The following is a 16,128-nucleotide window of genomic DNA, read 5'->3' as shown; positions in this document are numbered from 1 at the left end:
CACTATCCTACAAAAGCAACAAAAATTAGTGTTGGTGTCTCGGTGCGCTTCGTGCTCGAACTACCTGATTTCAATTAATTAGATTCTTGTTTTAAAAAAACATTTGTTAATAATAAGATAAAATGAAATTATTTTTAAAATTTCTATAGATAATAAAAAAAAATAATAGATCTATTTGTAAAAAAAATGGATAAAAAATATTTTAAATAAAAAAAATACATATCTTGTAGAACATAAACAAAAACTAAAAAACATTATTTTTTATTTACTCTATGATAATCGTTAGAATCCCATGGAGGGGGTTTATTAAAAAGTGTATGAAGATGAAAAGAATATTGTTTTTATTAACGACGTTGTTAAATATAGCTATTAGTACTGCTCAATCGGAATCTAAAACTATAGATCCTAGATTTATAGGCTGTTGGGAAGGTACTGAAGTAGAACAATTAGAAAAAGGAATTAGTAATCAATGGAAAACCTGTCGTTTTGCTAATGGAAGTTGCGTGTTTTCTTTGGTTCGTATAGATGAAAAAGATAATGTAAATGAAGCTACTTATAAAGGAAGATGGTGGGTTGAAAATGATAGATTTTATGAAATCATTGATAAATACAAAGAGCCAGAAGTAAATGAATATGAATATGAATTTGTAGGGGAAAGTGTGCGATTTACGAGTACAAAAATATCAGGTTATAAAAACACCTATTATACATTTATGGATCATAAAATAGATTAATTTGTTTCTTTTTTTAGTTTATATGATATAAAAGCAGTCTAAAAAATTATGGAATTAATTGTTTTGATTAGAACAAGAAATTCTATAGGCTAACAGAAAGTTTCTTACAGTTTTAAAGTTAAGGGACGAAATATGATAGGTTTTTCTTAGACAGCTTTTTATAGAGGACTAAATTTTTTTACGCATTCTAGCAACAGGAATATCCAATTGTTCGCGATATTTAGCTACGGTTCTTCTTGCAATAGGATAGCCGCGCTCTTTTAAAATAACAGCTAATTGATCGTCAGGTAAAGGCTTACTTTTTTCTTCTTCTTTAATAACTTGCTGAAGGATTTTTTTGATTTCTATAGTTGAAACTTCCTCACCCTGATCATTCATCATGGCCTCGCTAAAAAAATCTTTGAGTAATTTAGTGCCATAAGGAGTATCTACATATTTGCTATTTGCAACACGAGAAACAGTAGAAATATCTAAACCAATCATATCAGCAATATCTTTTAAAATCATTGGTTTTAATTTCGTTTCATCACCCTCTAAAAAGTATTCTTTTTGAAAAAGCATAATAGCATTCATGGTAACATATAATGTTTCCTGACGTTGTTTGATAGCATCAATAAACCATTTAGCAGAATCTAATTTTTGCTTAATAAATTGAACTGCATCGCGTTGTGCATTGGATTTGTCTTTAGAATCTTTATAGGTTTTCATCATTTCTTGGTAGTCCTTAGAAACATGAAGTTCTGGAGCATTTCTACCATTTAAAGTTAGTTCTAATTCGTCATCATTAATACGGATCACAAAGTCAGGAACTATATGTTCTGTAATTTTGTTATTGCCTGAAAAAGATCCTCCTGGTTTAGGATTTAATTTCTCAATTTCGTCAATTGCTTTTTTTAAATGTTCTTTAGAAATGCTGTACTTTTGGAGTAATTTTTCATAATGTTTTTTAGTAAAGGCATCAAACTGTTCTTCTATTATTTTAATTGCTAATTCAATAGATTCAGTTGGAGTTTTGTGTTTTAATTGGAGTAGTAAGCATTCTTGTAAATCACGAGCCCCTACTCCAGACGGTTCTAATTCATGAATGATAGAGCAAAGAATTTTATTTACACGAGTTTCATCAGTATAAATAGCTTGCGTAAACGCCATATCATCTACAATATCTAAAATACTTCTTCTTAAATAGCCATCATCATCCATACTTCCAATTAAAAATTCGGCTATGTCATTCTCTTCATTAGTTAAAACAAATGTATTAAGCTGATTGATTAGATCCTGATGAAAGCTAACAGAAGCAACAAAAGGGGCTTCATATTCCTCCTCCTCATCACTATAGTTATTACTTTGTGTTTTATAATCAGGTGTTTCGTCGTTGCTTAAATATTCATCTATATTAATATCATTGGCATCAATGCTTTCTGAATCATCAAAGTCATCATATTCATCGGTGTCAAACTCGTCTTTTTCAAACCTTTCTTCATCTTCTACGATTCCTCCTTCTAAAGCGGGATTTTCGTTCATTTCCTCCATTAAACGTTGTTCAAAAGCCTGAGTAGGTAATTGAATTAACTTCATCAACTGAATTTGTTGAGGGGAAAGTTTTTGAGATAATTTTAAGTTTAAATTTTGTTTTAACATTTTTAATTATTCGATTATTTGTTGAATTGGTTATTTCAAAATAAATAGGAATAACCAATTCAACGAATCTGTTATTTATTAAAATTCAGCGTTTTGTGGAGTTCTTGGGAAAGGAATTACGTCGCGAATATTACTCATACCAGTTACAAATAACACTAGGCGTTCAAAACCTAAACCAAAGCCTGAGTGAACAGCAGAGCCAAAACGACGTGTGTCTAAATACCACCATAGTTCTTCTTCATGAATTCCTAATGCTTTCATTTTTTCAGTTAGGACATCTAAACGTTCTTCTCTTTGTGAGCCTCCTACAATTTCTCCAATACCAGGGAATAAAATATCCATAGCACGTACGGTTTCTTTTCCTGGTTCTGTATTTTCATTCAAACGCATATAAAAAGCTTTGATTTTTGCAGGGTAATCAAAAAGGATTACAGGACATTTAAAATGCTTTTCTACTAAGAAACGCTCGTGTTCGCTCTGTAAGTCGGCTCCCCATTCTTCAATTAAATATTGGAATTTTTTCTTTTTATTAGGTGTTGAATCTTTTAAAATATCAATAGCTTCTGTATAAGACACACGTTTGAAATTGTTATCTAAGACAAAACTTAACTTTTCTAAAAGAGCCATTTCACTACGCTCTGCTTGTGGTTTTTGTTTTTCTTCGTCTAACAAACGGGTTTCTAAGAATTTTAGATCTTCTGGACAATTATCAACAGCATATTTGATTACATATTTAATAAAATCTTCTGCTAAATCCATATTATCCGCTAAGTCATTAAATGCTACCTCTGGTTCAATCATCCAGAATTCAGCTAAATGACGTGACGTATTTGAGTTTTCTGCGCGGAATGTAGGACCAAAAGTATAGATTTGACCTAATGCCATTGCGTATGCTTCGCCTTCTAACTGGCCTGATACGGTTAGATTGGTTTCTCTACCAAAAAAATCTTCTTTAAAATTAATGCTTCCATCTTCATTTCTAGGAGTATTTTCAAAAGGTAGAGCGGTTACGCGAAACATTTCACCTGCACCCTCAGCATCAGAACCTGTAATAATAGGTGTGTTTACATAGTAAAACCCTCTTTGTTGAAAATATTGATGTACAGCAAAAGATAAGGCTGAACGTACACGCATGATTGCGCCAAATGTATTCGTACGAATACGTAAATGCGCATTTTCACGTAAAAACTCTAAAGAGTGTTTCTTGGGTTGCATTGGAAATTTTTCAGGATCACTGTCTCCTAAAATTTCCAATTTAGTAACTTGTATTTCGTATTTTTGACCCGAACCACGGCTCTCTACTAATTCACCTGTTACTGCTACAGCAGCTCCTGTTGTAATTCTTTTTAAAGTATTTTCAGCCGTATTTTCAAAATCTACTACACACTGGATATTATGAATCGTTGAACCATCGTTCAAAGCAATAAATTGATTATTTCTAAAAGTTCTTACCCATCCTTTAGCGGTTACTTCATGTAATGTTTTAGTACTGTTTAGTAAGTCCTTAATTTTGGTATGTTTCATTTTATATCTATAGGTTTTAAAAATTAGAATTCAGAATGACTGAATCTAAAAAGATTTTTTAATCTTATAATCTGCAAATATAGTGGATTTGCTCAAAAAGTGAAAGTTATTATCTTTAGTAAAAAATAAAAGCGATGAGAATTGTTTTGGCTTTAGTTATTTCTACTTTGGCTTTATATTTTTGTAAGAAAAAAAGGAAAAATGTGTTATTTCTCAAAAATGGAATAAGTATGCAAATCGTTTAAATATGCCACTAAAGACTCAAAAGAAAATGTTTTGCCTTTTCTATCCCTAAAATACAAATGAAATTGGGAATTAAAACTTTATAGTTGATGTCTATTCTAATTTTATATTACTATCAATTCAGACTAACTTTGCCTAATATGAGGCTGTACAAAAAATAATAAATCAATATACAGTTTATTACTCCGATAAAGAGGAGTTTCATAATCAATATTATGTGATTTCTCCCTTTAGTTGAAATGACAAGATTGCGAACTTTTTGGGCAGTTTCAAGGTTAAAAAAATAGTATTATGAGGAAATTTCAAAGTTTAAAAGGTATGATTTTTTCAATTATATAAAATCTAGATTACGCATTAGAGATTTATTATAAATGAAAATGATTTTGAATCAAAAAAGAATTTCGTTTCTTGTTCTCAATGTATTAAAACTGCAATTACGGTAAAAAAATCTATGTATTTTCCTTTTTTATTCTTTTTGTTTTCATCAGAAAGTCTAACAAATACTCTGGGGTAAATGAGATGTTAGGAGAATAGTTTTAAAGTCTTATATTACACCCATTTTTTTCATTAAGAAAGTGGCACTTTTATTTTTACAAACACCTTCTCGTAGTTTATAATCAAAAGATAATTCATTGTTTTGTATTTCTACTTCAAAACATTTGTTAAAAAGTTGGTTTTTATAGGTTTCACTCATTTTACATACTTCTAAATCATGTGTAGCAATGCAACCAATTGCTTTTTGGGAAATGATTTTTTTAATTACCTCAATAGTTCCATTTTGTTTATCATCAGAATTGGTTCCTTTTAAGATTTCATCAAGTAAAACAAAACAAACTTCGTTTTCTAATTTTTCGACAATTTGTTTTAATCTTTTCACTTCAGCAAAAAAGTACGATTCGCCATCTGATAATGAATCTGATTGTCTCATGGAGACTATAACATCGTAAGGGTGTACACTTGCTTTAGTAGAACAAATAGGTGCTCCAATACCTGCCAAAACCATGTTAATACCTAAGGTTCTTAAAAAGGTGCTTTTACCAGCCATATTTGAACCTGTAAGAATAACAAATTCATTAGCTTTTAATACAAATGTATTACATATTCTTTTATTTGATTGTAGTAATGGATGTCCAATGTTTTCAAAATTAATTTCTCCATCTGTATTAATTTCTGGAAATACAAAATTTGAATTGTTATATGAAAAGTTAGCTAAACTATTAAGAGCTTCAAACTCACCTACAATTTGTAGCCAAGTTTTTATTTCCTTTGAAAATTGATTTTTCCATAAATATAATTTTCTTAGTGTATGAATATGATAAAGAAAAAAACCGTTTACAAAAACAGCTCCTAAAACGTTTTGTACACTATTAATATTAGTGACTATAGTAAATAATTTTTGGCTGTTTTGAAAGGCTGATTGATTTTCTTTTTGTAGTTTGGATTGAAGTGCAATGAGTTTTAAATTTTCAAATTTTTCAAATTCAATTACTTTAAGGATAGAAGTATATGATTTTATAGATTGTAAGATTTTATCCGAATTAGCTATTTCTTTCTTAATTTTTTTTAATTGACTTATTGTTATTAATAGATTGACGATGAATAAAGCAGAGGTTAAATTATAAAAGAAAGCATTTTGAAAAAAAAAAGTTGCTAAAGAGGTTAATAGGATGGCTGTGGGCAATAAAAAAGAAATAAAAACAATAGATGATGTAAATGTTTTTTCTTTCTTATTGGTCCAATGAATTAGATTTTCATATTTTTCTTGATGATCTTCGCTAAACTGAGCTAGAGCTAATAAATGTTGCCTCCATTCAATTTTTTGAGACAATTCTTTTATTGCATCTTGATTTTCTTTTATTTCTTCATTACTTAATTTTCCTTGAAGTAAGTTAGCTAATTTTTCTTTTCCTACGAAGGTAGCGGTTCTATTAAGATTTTGAAATAATGATTTTCTTCCAAATAAATCCAAATCAAAGGAGCAAAAATGATTCGAGTTTATGTATTCTGTTCCTTCTTCAAAAGGAATGCTTTTTCCTGCTAGATACTGAATTTCATGGTTATTGATTAAAATCAGTTTTTGATGTAATTTTTTCTTCCATTTTATTTTTTGATGTTGATTAACCAAAACAAAAAAAAGGAGAATAGAAAAAAGACCAAGCACAAGAAAAAAAGAATCTTTATTTTTAAAGTAGTTATAACTAAAAAATAGAAAAGAGACAATAAAAAGAAAACGCATTAAGCTTATTACTGTGAATTTTGTATTTAGTTTATTAACAATTAGAGTGTTTTGATCTATAAGTTGGTTGTATTTCATTTTTGGTTAATCAATTTTTAATTGAAGAATCTTTATAATATATTTAATCTTAAAAAGAGGATTTTATTAAGAATAGGACTAGATTAAATTTCTTTTTTTTCGAAAGCATCTACCTCTTCATCAGTAGGTTCTAAAATATCAATAATTGGTTCGGGTAATTCTTGTTTGTTAGCTAATGTTTTGTTTAGTGATAGGACTAATGAAGGTAATAAAACGAGGTTAGATAACATTCCAAAACTCAAAGTTAAGGCTACTAATCCTCCAAGAGCTATAGTTCCTCCGAAGCTTGATAACATAAATACGGAAAAACCAAAGAAAAGTACTATTGAGGTGTAAAACATACTAATTCCTGCATCATCAAATGTGGCAAAGACTGATTTTTTAATCTTCCAATCGTTACGAGAAAGTTCTAAACGATACTGAGCTAAAAAACGTAATGTATCATCTACTGACATTCCAAAAGCAATTCCAAAAACTAAAATTGTAGAGGGTTTTAATGGTATGCCTAAAAAGCCCATTAATCCAGCAGTCATTAATAGAGGTAATAAATTAGGTATGATTGATACTAATACCATTTTGAATGAACGAAACATAATAGCTACTAAGCCAGCTGTTAAACCAAAAGCCATTAATAAAGAGGAAAGGAGATTGTCTAATAAATATTGCGTTCCTTTTTGAAATACAGAGGGTTTTCCTGTAATAATAACGTCATAGCGTGGCGATGGAAAAAGTTTGTCAATTTTGGCGCGTAATTGTGTTTCAATTGCCTCCATTTTTTCACCGTTTTCATCTTTAATAAAAGTAGTTATTCGTGCATAGCGACCTGTATTATCTACATAACTTTTCATTAAATTTTCTTTCGAATTTTTAGTTGCATTTTTAGCATACGAAAGGATAAAGGCTTGCTCTTGAGTAGTTGGCAACTCATAAAAATCAGGATTTCCGTTATAGTATGCTTGTTTAGCATATTTTACTAAATTAACAACAGAGAGTGGTTTTGAAAGTTCAGGAATGTCATGAATTGTTTCCTGTAACTCTTCCATGCGCTTAAGCATTGAAAGCTTCATTACTCCTTTTTTACGTTTGGTGTCAATCATAATTTCCAAAGGCATTACACCGTCAAACTCTTTTTCAAAAAAACGAATATCATTAAAAAAAGCCGTTTTTTTAGGCATATCTTCTATTATTGAACCCGATATTTTGATTTTATGAATACCAATCATTCCAATGATTAGTAAACAAACGGAAATGGTGTATACGCCTACTTTGTTATATTTTACGGTATTAACAATCCATTTAAAAAAAGAGGTTAAGTATTCTCTTTCTAAATGTCCTAAGTGTCTTGAAATAGGAGCTGGTATATAGCTAAAAAAAACAGGTATGATAAGTATACATAGTACGTAGATAGCCAAAATATTAATAGATGTAATAATTCCAAATTCAACTAATAAAGTGTTATTTGTGGCAATAAAGGTTGCAAAACCAAAAGCTGTTGTTAGGTTTGTCATTAGGGTAGCAGTACCTGTTTTGGTTATAACGCGTTGTAAGGCTTTTGTTTTATTTTTGTGCTTGTAGTATTCTTGATGATATTTGTTAATTAAAAAAATACAGTTAGGGATGCCAATAACAATTACAAGAGTAGGAACTAGGGCTGTTAAAACCGTTATTTCATAATTTAGTAAACCTAATAATCCGAAGGACCACATAACGCCAATAATTACAATTAAAAGTGAAATTGCAGTAGCTCGAAATGAACGGAAAAAGAAAAAGAAAATGAGTCCTGTGACAAATAAGGCTGCACCTATAAAAAGACCAATTTCATCTATAATGGTTTTAGCGTTTAGTGTGCGAATATAAGGCATACCAGACTTGTGGAGTATGAGTCCTGTATTCTTTTCAAATTTTTCAAATTCAGGAATGAGTTTGTTTAGTACATAATCTTTTCGTTTTTTAGTATTTACTATTTTTTTGTCAATATAAATAGCAGAACGAATAGCTCCTGATTTTTTGTTGTATAACAGACCCTCATAAAAAGGAAGGCTATCTAACAATTGTTTTTTTATATTGTTTAGATAATTTTGTTTATTAGTTTGCTTAATATCAACTAGATTTTTTAATTTAAAAGAGTGTTGTGTTTCGTCTTTTTTAAGTGTTTTTAGATTTTCAGGTGAAATAACTAAATCCACTTCAGGATGTTTTTGAATGTTATGTATCATAACACTCCAAGCTCTAAAAACTTTAGGAGTAAATAATTTAGCATCTTTTGTAGCCACGACTATTAGGTTTCCCTCTTCTCCAAAAGTTTTTAAAAAATGTGTGTAATCAATATTTATTTTATCGTCTTGAGGTATTAGGTTTGCCTCTGTTTGAGTAAAACGAATGTGTTTCCACTGAGTAACCAGTCCTATTGTTAGTATAATAACGATTGATAGGACTGCAATTTTGTTACGTAAAATAAATCGGGCAATTAATTCCCAAAAACCAAGGCTTAATAATTTTCTCATATTCTATAAAAGCGATTACAAATTTAGAAAACCAATTTTATTTTTTAGGTCAATTTGCCTAACTTTTATGGATAAGATATTGTAGAATTATTTTTTAATTAAATCTTGTAGAGATTGTTTTATATGACTGCATAATTTATCATATTTGTAAGCATTATGTATTTACGAAAAAATGAAAAAACTTAAAAACGCTATTTTTTATTTTACTGTTACGGGAGTCTTTACAACCTTAATGTATTGGATTGTACAGCAAGGAAAAAATTTAGAAATAGGTAGAAAAATTATAGCTCCTAATTCGAGTAATACGTTATGGGGGCAATTTTTAGAGTCTCTTATTCATAATGTCAAACATCCTTTAGCAATTTTATTAGCACAGATCATTACAATAGTAATAGTGGCACGTTTTTTTGGTTGGATTTTTAGAAAAATTGGACAACCATCTGTAATAGGCGAAATTATTGCAGGTATATTTTTAGGACCTTCTGTAGTAGGGATGTATTTTCCTGAAATTACAGCTCTTATTTTTCCTTCAGAGTCGTTGGGTAATTTACAATTTTTAAGTCAGATAGGTCTCATTCTTTTTATGTACGTAATAGGAATGGAATTAGATCTAAAAGTATTAAAAAATAAAGCCAATGATGCGGTAGTAATAAGTCATGCTAGTATCATTATTCCTTTTGCTTTAGGAATGGTATTAGCTTATTTTGTATATCATAAATTTGCACCTCAAGGAGTAGAATTCTTATCTTTTGCTTTGTTTTTAGGAATTGCTATGAGTATTACAGCTTTTCCTGTTTTAGCACGTATTGTACAAGAAAGAGGATTGCATAAAACCAAGTTAGGTACAATTGTAATTACTTGTGCAGCAGCTGATGATATAACAGCTTGGTGTTTGTTAGCAGCAGTCATTGCTATTGTTAAAGCGGGGACTTTTGCTAGTTCATTGTATATAATTGCGTTAGCCGCTATTTATGTTTTAATTATGTTGTTTTTCGTAAAACCATTTTTGAAACGAGTAGGGGATTTGTATTCAAAAAGTGAAAGTTTGAGTAAACCTGTAGTAGCAATCTTTTTTTTAACTCTAATTATTTCGTCATACTGTACTGAAATAATAGGAATTCACGCCTTATTTGGCGCATTTATGATGGGAGCTATTATGCCAGATATTGCTAAATTTAGACATATCTTTATTGATAAAGTAGAAGATGTTTCCCTTATACTGCTACTCCCTTTATTTTTTGTTTTTACAGGATTAAGAACACAAATTGGATTAATTAATGAACCTTACTTGTGGAAAGTAACAGGCTTCATTATCTTAGTTGCTGTAACAGGTAAATTCATTGGAGGAGCACTAACATCTAAATTCGTTGGACAAACATGGAAAGACAGCTTTGTAATAGGAGCACTCATGAATACACGTGGTTTAATGGAGTTAGTAGTACTAAATATAGGGTATGATTTAGGAGTGCTTACTTCTGAAATCTTTACTATGATGGTTATTATGGCTTTAGTAACAACCTTCATGACAGGTCCTGCTTTAGATTTAATTAATTTTATTTTTAAAACGAAAGATCAAATACTTCCTGAAATTACAGAAGGATTACATAAATTTAAAATATTAATCTCATTCGGAAATCATGAAAAAGGTAAATCATTACTGAAAGTAGCCAATGCTCTTACCAAAAAACAAAAAGAAAATTCTGCTATTACGGCCATGCACCTTTCTGTAAGTGATGAAATGCACGGTTATAATACAGAAGAATATGAAAAAGAATCATTTGTACCCATTTTAGAAGAATCTAAAAATTTAAACCAAGAAATATTAACTATTTTTAAGGCGACCGTAGATATAGAAACAGATATTGCTGAAGTAGCAGGTAAAGGAGATTACGATTTACTTTTAGTTGGTTTAGGGAAATCTATTTTCGAGGGTTCTCTTTTAGGAAAAGTAATTGGTTTTACAACTCGATTAATAAATCCAGATCGACTATTAGACAAGTTGACAGGAAAAGAAGGTTTGTTTGCTAATTCCATATTTGATGAGAGAACCCAGCAGATAATATCTAAAAATAAAACACCTCTGGGAATATTAGCTGATAATGAATTGCAATCTTTAGATAAGATCTTTGTACCCTTCTTTTGTTCAGAAGATGCTTTTTTAGTAGACTATATTCAAAAGTTTGTATACAATAATAATTCTAAGGTAAATGTAGTAGATCTAAAACATCAACTAGAAAGCAATTATCTGATAAAAAATGCAATCGAATCACTAGATCGAGAATTTCCAGACAATATTTCTATAGTTAAAGAAAGTCAAGTTCAAAAAGCCTTTTTGGTTAAACAAGATTTGATGCTAATTAGTCTTGAAAGTTGGAAGAAATTAGTAGCCTCTAATAATTTATGGTTAAGTAATTTACCATCTGTATTAATTATTAAACCCTAAATCAATTATTAAACTTAGTTTTATAGCCAGATTATCTTTAAAAGTAGGTAACTGATTAGGCCCAAATCTATAAAAGCTTGATATTCCTAAGCCATTATAGATTTGGGTTATTTCTATACCTGACTCCCAATACCCTTTATCTAATGTTTTAAAAGTAATGTCTTTGTGATTCTCTTTTGCATTAAGATTTCCTATTCCATATCTAAGTACAGCGTTAAAAATAGGATTTATTTGTCTATTAATTTCCCATTTTGAAAACTGATACTGAATATGAGTATAAAGTTGTTTATTTGAAAAAAATTCATTGAAAAACATTGTTTCAAAACTATCCCTACCCGCAAAGTTAACTCGTTCAATAATCTTTTCTTTTTGTAAATTATTAGGAGAATGACTATATAGATGGGTAATAGGAACCTTTCCATCTATGTAACCCATTTCTAACTGAAAATCAATTTTATGATTATTAAATACCTTTTTTTGATATTCAAATCGAAAATCAAATCGAGTATATTGAAATACATCATTTAGCGAATTAGGAAACGTTTTTGAAAATTGAAACGTAAATCTAGGATATTCTTTTCTATATTCAATTCTACCACTGGGGGTTTGCATATACTTACTAAAAGGATTCCATTGAGAAGAAAAACAAAAAGTATTTATATTAAATTCTTTATAAGAGTTACCATTCGTCTCATAACGATATTTAAATAAAGGCGTAATATTGCTCTTTGTTATCTGAAGAATAGATTCTGTTTTAGGTATTATTTTGTTTTCTATAAAAGCTCTTAGTGTACGATGATTATAAAAAGTAGTTAAATTAAAAGGTCTTGAATCGTAAATTTTGAAAGCTTTTTTGTTTATTTCGAAGTTATTATTAGCTATTTCTGTTATATCATCTTGATAACCAAAACCCAGCCATGTTTCAGCACTACGATCTAATAATAAAGAAACAGAAGCCCCTTTTTTGAAATCATAATCTTTAGTACCATAGCCAAAATATGCCTCTGTTCTAAAATATTTAGAAAAATGATCATTAGTAATACCTCCTAAGCCTAAGCGTATCCCTTCGTGATTATTGTATCTAAAAAGATACCTTAGATCCAAATCAAAAAAAACTATAGGATAATATCCTTTTATGATTTTACGACCAATTTTTAGCTTGTTTTCATATTTTCGAGCATCTATTAAACTATCTAAAGAAAGATAAGTAGGTAAACTTCGTTTATCAATAGAATCTTGAAAAGATTCAAACCAAGTAGATTCTTTTCTTTTGCTCGCTTTATTTGATAACGATATAGGAAAGTATTTCTTATTTATAACAAAGTCGCCTAAAGTAAATTTAGAATATTGAGTAGTAACGATTATTTCAATAAAATCAGAAGCATATTTTTTTCCTGTAGGATTATATTTCTTTTCAGATCCCTCAAAAGTTATATATTCGCCTAAAATTTTTACTGGATATTTACTATTTCCTTTTTTTAAGATTAATTGCGTGCGCAAAGGAAACCAAGTGTTTACGGTTTTATTATAATTATAATGATGATAAGAATGGCATTCAATCTTTCCTAATGTATAAAAATATGCCCTAGCAATATTAAAATTTTCAGTATCTATAAAATAATCTCCTTTTACTAAATCTGGATTTTTGTTGTTTTTAGGACAAAACGTTATTTGAACCAGTTTACGATTCTGATCAGAAACATAATTAGTAATAGAAAATAAATACTTCGTTAAACCTTTTTCCGAAATGGGATTGATATATTCTTTTTCTGCAATTTCTAATTTAGAATTATATAAATTAAAAGGATGAAGTTGTAAGGTAAAATATTCTACTATCGGTTCCTTAAAACCAGCCATGCGCGTAGCAATTATTTCTTCCTTAATGTTTTTATTATTTTTTGTAATTATAGAAATTTTTTCTGCTTGATATAAATGTTGTTTTGAAATGATCTTTTTAAATTTATAATCAGAAGAATCTATTTCTTTAATGACTTTATTTCCTTTCTTAAACTTATAAATAGTATCTATATGTCCATAAGAATCTTTTGGATCGGCTGTAATGATTAGGTTGTTATAACTTGTTAATTGATATTTAAGCCCTTGGTTTGTATATTGATGAAGTAAAACTTTTCTTATGTAGTAATCAGCACTCTCCTGACCATATAAATATAGGGGGAATAATAAAATAAAGAATATTAGGTAGTTAAGTTTAGGCATTGGGAGCTTTTTACCAAAATTACAAAAAGCTTTTTATATTTTATGATTTTTAGATTACAGTTTTAATTTTAAAGAATAAAAGTCAAACTCTCAATTGTAATAGTATTAGATAATTAAATAAAAGTTAAATTTGTTGTTTCAATAGTAATACTATTATTTTTTTATATATTTGTTCAAAAAAATAAAGATGAAACATCTTCTGTCAAATATGAAAATAGCGGTTAATGACAAATTATATGTCAAGGATCCTGAAACCTCAGAATTGGGAAGGAAGATTATCGAACATAGTATTATCCTTATTGATGAAATAGGTTTCGAATTATTTACGTTTAAAAAATTAGGAGAGCGTATTCAGTCAAATGAGAGTTCTATTTATCGTTATTTCGAAAATAAGCATAAGCTAACCCTGTACTTGTCTTCTTGGTATTGGGCATGGATGGAATATCATATTGTTTTTAAGACAACAAATATTTCAGACTCAATAGAAAAGTTAGAAAAAACTATTAAAATTGTATCTCAAAATATACAAGATGATGCCAGTACATCGTATATAAATGAAACCATTTTAAACAGGATTATCGTTTCTGAGTTTACTAAAACTTTTTTAACTAAAGAAGTAGATGAGGAAAATAAAGAAGGTTATTTTGTGGTATATAAAAGAGTTGTAACGAGAATAGTTGATATTATTAATGAAATAAATCCCTCCTATAAATATGCCAAAACATTAGCCTCCACTATAGTAGAAGGAGCTCTACATCAACAATTCATTAAACAACATTTTAAAACGATTACAGATTTTAATGAAAAAGATGATGTGTCTGAATTTTTTATTGATTTAGCTAAAAAAACTATATTATGACACCCTTTGAACGATTTAAAAAACTCATTTCTTTAGATAAAAAAGATATTTCTCAAATCTTTTTGTACGCTATTTTTTCAGGGATAATAAGTTTATCATTGCCATTGGGTATACAGTCTATCATTAATTTTATACAAGCAGGACAAGTAAGTACTTCTTGGATAGTATTAGTGATGGTTGTAATTATAGGCGTTGCCTTAGTTGGCATTATGAAAATTATGCAATTTAGAATTACCGAAAACTTACAACAAAAAATATTTGTTCGTGCTTCTTTTGAGTTTGCTTATCGATTTCCAAGAATAAAAACAAGCGAATTTCGTGACGAATACCCACCTGAATTAGCCAATCGTTTTTTTGATACCTTAAATATTCAAAAAGGTGTATCCAAATTACTTCTAGACATTTCAACAGCTTTATTACAAATCCTATTTGGAATTGTCTTACTATCCCTATACCATTCATTTTTTATTTTTTTCGGAATTATATTAATGACGCTATTGTACTTAATCTACCGAATGAATTTTACAGCTGGATTAGCAACCAGTCTAAAAGAATCTAAATACAAATACAAAGTAGCACATTGGTTACAAGAAATTGCACGGAATCATATTAGTTTTAAAAATCAAAATTTATTTTTATTCTCCTTAGAAAAAAATGATAAGCTAGTAAATGAATATTTAGAACAAAGAGAAAACCATTTTAAAATCCTTCGTAAACAGTTTATCCAATTAGTAGGTTTTAAAATTTTACTAACAGCAGGATTATTAATAATAGGAGGAGTATTAGTGTTAAATCAACAGATGAATATAGGTCAGTTTGTAGCAGCAGAAATAGTAATCCTAAGTATTGTAGCAGCAGTTGAAAAATTATTTTCAGGTTTAGAACTATTTTACGATGTTCTTACCTCCCTAGAAAAATTAGGAGCAGTTGTTGATAAAGAAGTAGAAATACTGACAACAGAAAAAAGACTATATAAATTAGATAAAATAACTACTATAAAAATAGAAACCAAAGACTTAGCCTTTACATACAAAGGATCTGATATTCCTACTTTATCTAACATTAATATCAAAATAGAATCAAAAGATAAAATACTAATAAAAGGAGATAATGGGGCAGGAAAAACAACACTTATACGTTTGTTAGCACGTTTAATAGAACCCACATCAGGAACCATTTATCTCAATGAAACCAATTATAAAAAATACGCATTAGAAGAATTTAGAACCCAAATAGGTATTATTACACTCAATGAAGCTCCTTTTGAAGGAACTATCCTAGAAAACATTACTTGTAATAATCCTTCTATTACTATAGAACAAGTATTAGATGCCTTAGAAAAAGTAAAATTAACCGAAGTAATTAAAAATCTTCCCAACGGACTAGATACCCAGCTTTTTCCTGAAGGAAAACAAATTAATTCGTCGGTAACCCAAAAAATAGTTTTGGCACGTTGTATTATTCAACAACCTAAGATTTTATTCCTTGAAGATCCAGTAGACAAATCAGATGACAAATCAGCAAAAGAAATAATTGATTATTTAACCAGTAATGAAAATGATTGGACACTAGTAGTGATCAGTAAGAACCCCTATTGGGAACAAAAATGTAATAAAACATTTAAAATAAATAACGGTCATTTAGTATAAGTC

Annotated in this window: 9 protein-coding genes; 4 read left to right on the top strand and 5 right to left on the bottom strand. The window is 29.0% G+C overall.

The genetic code is table 11. The features are described from left to right. Positions 1–323: 323 nt before the first annotated feature. Positions 324–734, top strand: coding sequence for a hypothetical protein (locus ACUXZJ_RS01600; protein ID WP_060381583.1), 411 nt, complete (start codon positions 324–326; stop codon positions 732–734). A 168-nt stretch (positions 735–902) separates the two neighbouring features. Here the strand turns inward: ACUXZJ_RS01600 and rpoN are convergent, their stop codons facing one another. The 4 genes from rpoN to ACUXZJ_RS01580 all read right to left on the bottom strand — a co-directional run bounded on the left by rpoN (position 903) and on the right by ACUXZJ_RS01580 (position 8,957). Continuing rightward, positions 903–2,372: an RNA polymerase factor sigma-54 gene (rpoN, locus tag ACUXZJ_RS01595; RefSeq protein WP_060381584.1), complete on the bottom strand. Its 1,470-nt coding sequence runs from the start codon at positions 2,370–2,372 to the stop codon at positions 903–905. A gap of 78 nt (positions 2,373–2,450) precedes the next feature. Further along, positions 2,451–3,896 (bottom strand): asparagine--tRNA ligase, encoded by a 1,446-nt coding sequence (gene asnS, locus ACUXZJ_RS01590; RefSeq protein ID WP_060381585.1) that lies wholly within the window; start codon positions 3,894–3,896, stop codon positions 2,451–2,453. Positions 3,897–4,683: 787 nt separating this feature from the next. Next, positions 4,684–6,453, bottom strand: a complete 1,770-nt coding sequence (locus tag ACUXZJ_RS01585) for a MutS-related protein (protein WP_063743266.1) — start codon at positions 6,451–6,453, stop codon at positions 4,684–4,686. A gap of 83 nt (positions 6,454–6,536) precedes the next feature. Further along, positions 6,537–8,957, bottom strand: coding sequence for an efflux RND transporter permease subunit (locus ACUXZJ_RS01580; RefSeq protein ID WP_446195623.1), 2,421 nt, complete (start codon positions 8,955–8,957; stop codon positions 6,537–6,539). A gap of 172 nt (positions 8,958–9,129) precedes the next feature. Here ACUXZJ_RS01580 and ACUXZJ_RS01575 point away from each other — a divergent pair, with 172 nt between their 5' ends. Next, on the top strand, positions 9,130–11,400 hold the full coding sequence (locus ACUXZJ_RS01575; RefSeq protein WP_060381588.1) for a cation:proton antiporter domain-containing protein: 2,271 nt from the start codon (positions 9,130–9,132) through the stop codon (positions 11,398–11,400). Here ACUXZJ_RS01575 and ACUXZJ_RS01570 read toward each other — a convergent pair. Next, a complete protein-coding gene (locus ACUXZJ_RS01570) occupies positions 11,383–13,617 on the bottom strand; it encodes a DUF5686 family protein (RefSeq protein ID WP_060381589.1) in 2,235 nt (744 codons plus the stop codon). The genes ACUXZJ_RS01575 and ACUXZJ_RS01570 overlap by 18 nt on opposite strands. A gap of 187 nt (positions 13,618–13,804) precedes the next feature. On the opposite strand from ACUXZJ_RS01570, the gene ACUXZJ_RS01565 reads away from it, so the two are divergent. Next, positions 13,805–14,476, top strand: coding sequence for a TetR/AcrR family transcriptional regulator (locus ACUXZJ_RS01565; RefSeq protein ID WP_060381590.1), 672 nt, complete (start codon positions 13,805–13,807; stop codon positions 14,474–14,476). Further along, positions 14,473–16,125 carry a peptidase domain-containing ABC transporter gene (locus ACUXZJ_RS01560; protein WP_060381591.1) on the top strand — a complete coding sequence of 551 codons (1,653 nt, stop codon included), beginning with the start codon at positions 14,473–14,475 and terminating at the stop codon, positions 16,123–16,125. Before ACUXZJ_RS01565 ends, ACUXZJ_RS01560 begins: the two co-directional genes overlap by 4 nt. Positions 16,126–16,128: the final 3 nt, after the last annotated feature.

This window comes from Flavobacterium sp. TN-1 (genome assembly GCF_052828645.1).
This window is presented reverse-complemented; position numbering and strand designations above follow the sequence as displayed.

Excerpts from the sequence above, each read along its gene's own strand:
- rpoN (WP_060381584.1), bottom strand. The coding sequence starts at position 2,372 with ATGTTAAAACAAAATTTAAACTTAAAATTATCTCAAAAACTTTCCCCT.
- ACUXZJ_RS01565 (WP_060381590.1), top strand. The coding sequence starts at position 13,805 with ATGAAACATCTTCTGTCAAATATGAAAATAGCGGTTAATGACAAATTA.
- ACUXZJ_RS01585 (WP_063743266.1), bottom strand. The coding sequence starts at position 6,453 with ATGAAATACAACCAACTTATAGATCAAAACACTCTAATTGTTAATAAA.
- ACUXZJ_RS01570 (WP_060381589.1), bottom strand. The coding sequence starts at position 13,617 with ATGCCTAAACTTAACTACCTAATATTCTTTATTTTATTATTCCCCCTA.
- ACUXZJ_RS01575 (WP_060381588.1), top strand. The coding sequence starts at position 9,130 with ATGAAAAAACTTAAAAACGCTATTTTTTATTTTACTGTTACGGGAGTC.
- asnS (WP_060381585.1), bottom strand. The coding sequence starts at position 3,896 with ATGAAACATACCAAAATTAAGGACTTACTAAACAGTACTAAAACATTA.
- ACUXZJ_RS01600 (WP_060381583.1), top strand. The coding sequence starts at position 324 with ATGAAAAGAATATTGTTTTTATTAACGACGTTGTTAAATATAGCTATT.
- ACUXZJ_RS01560 (WP_060381591.1), top strand. The coding sequence starts at position 14,473 with ATGACACCCTTTGAACGATTTAAAAAACTCATTTCTTTAGATAAAAAA.
- ACUXZJ_RS01580 (WP_446195623.1), bottom strand. The coding sequence starts at position 8,957 with ATGAGAAAATTATTAAGCCTTGGTTTTTGGGAATTAATTGCCCGATTT.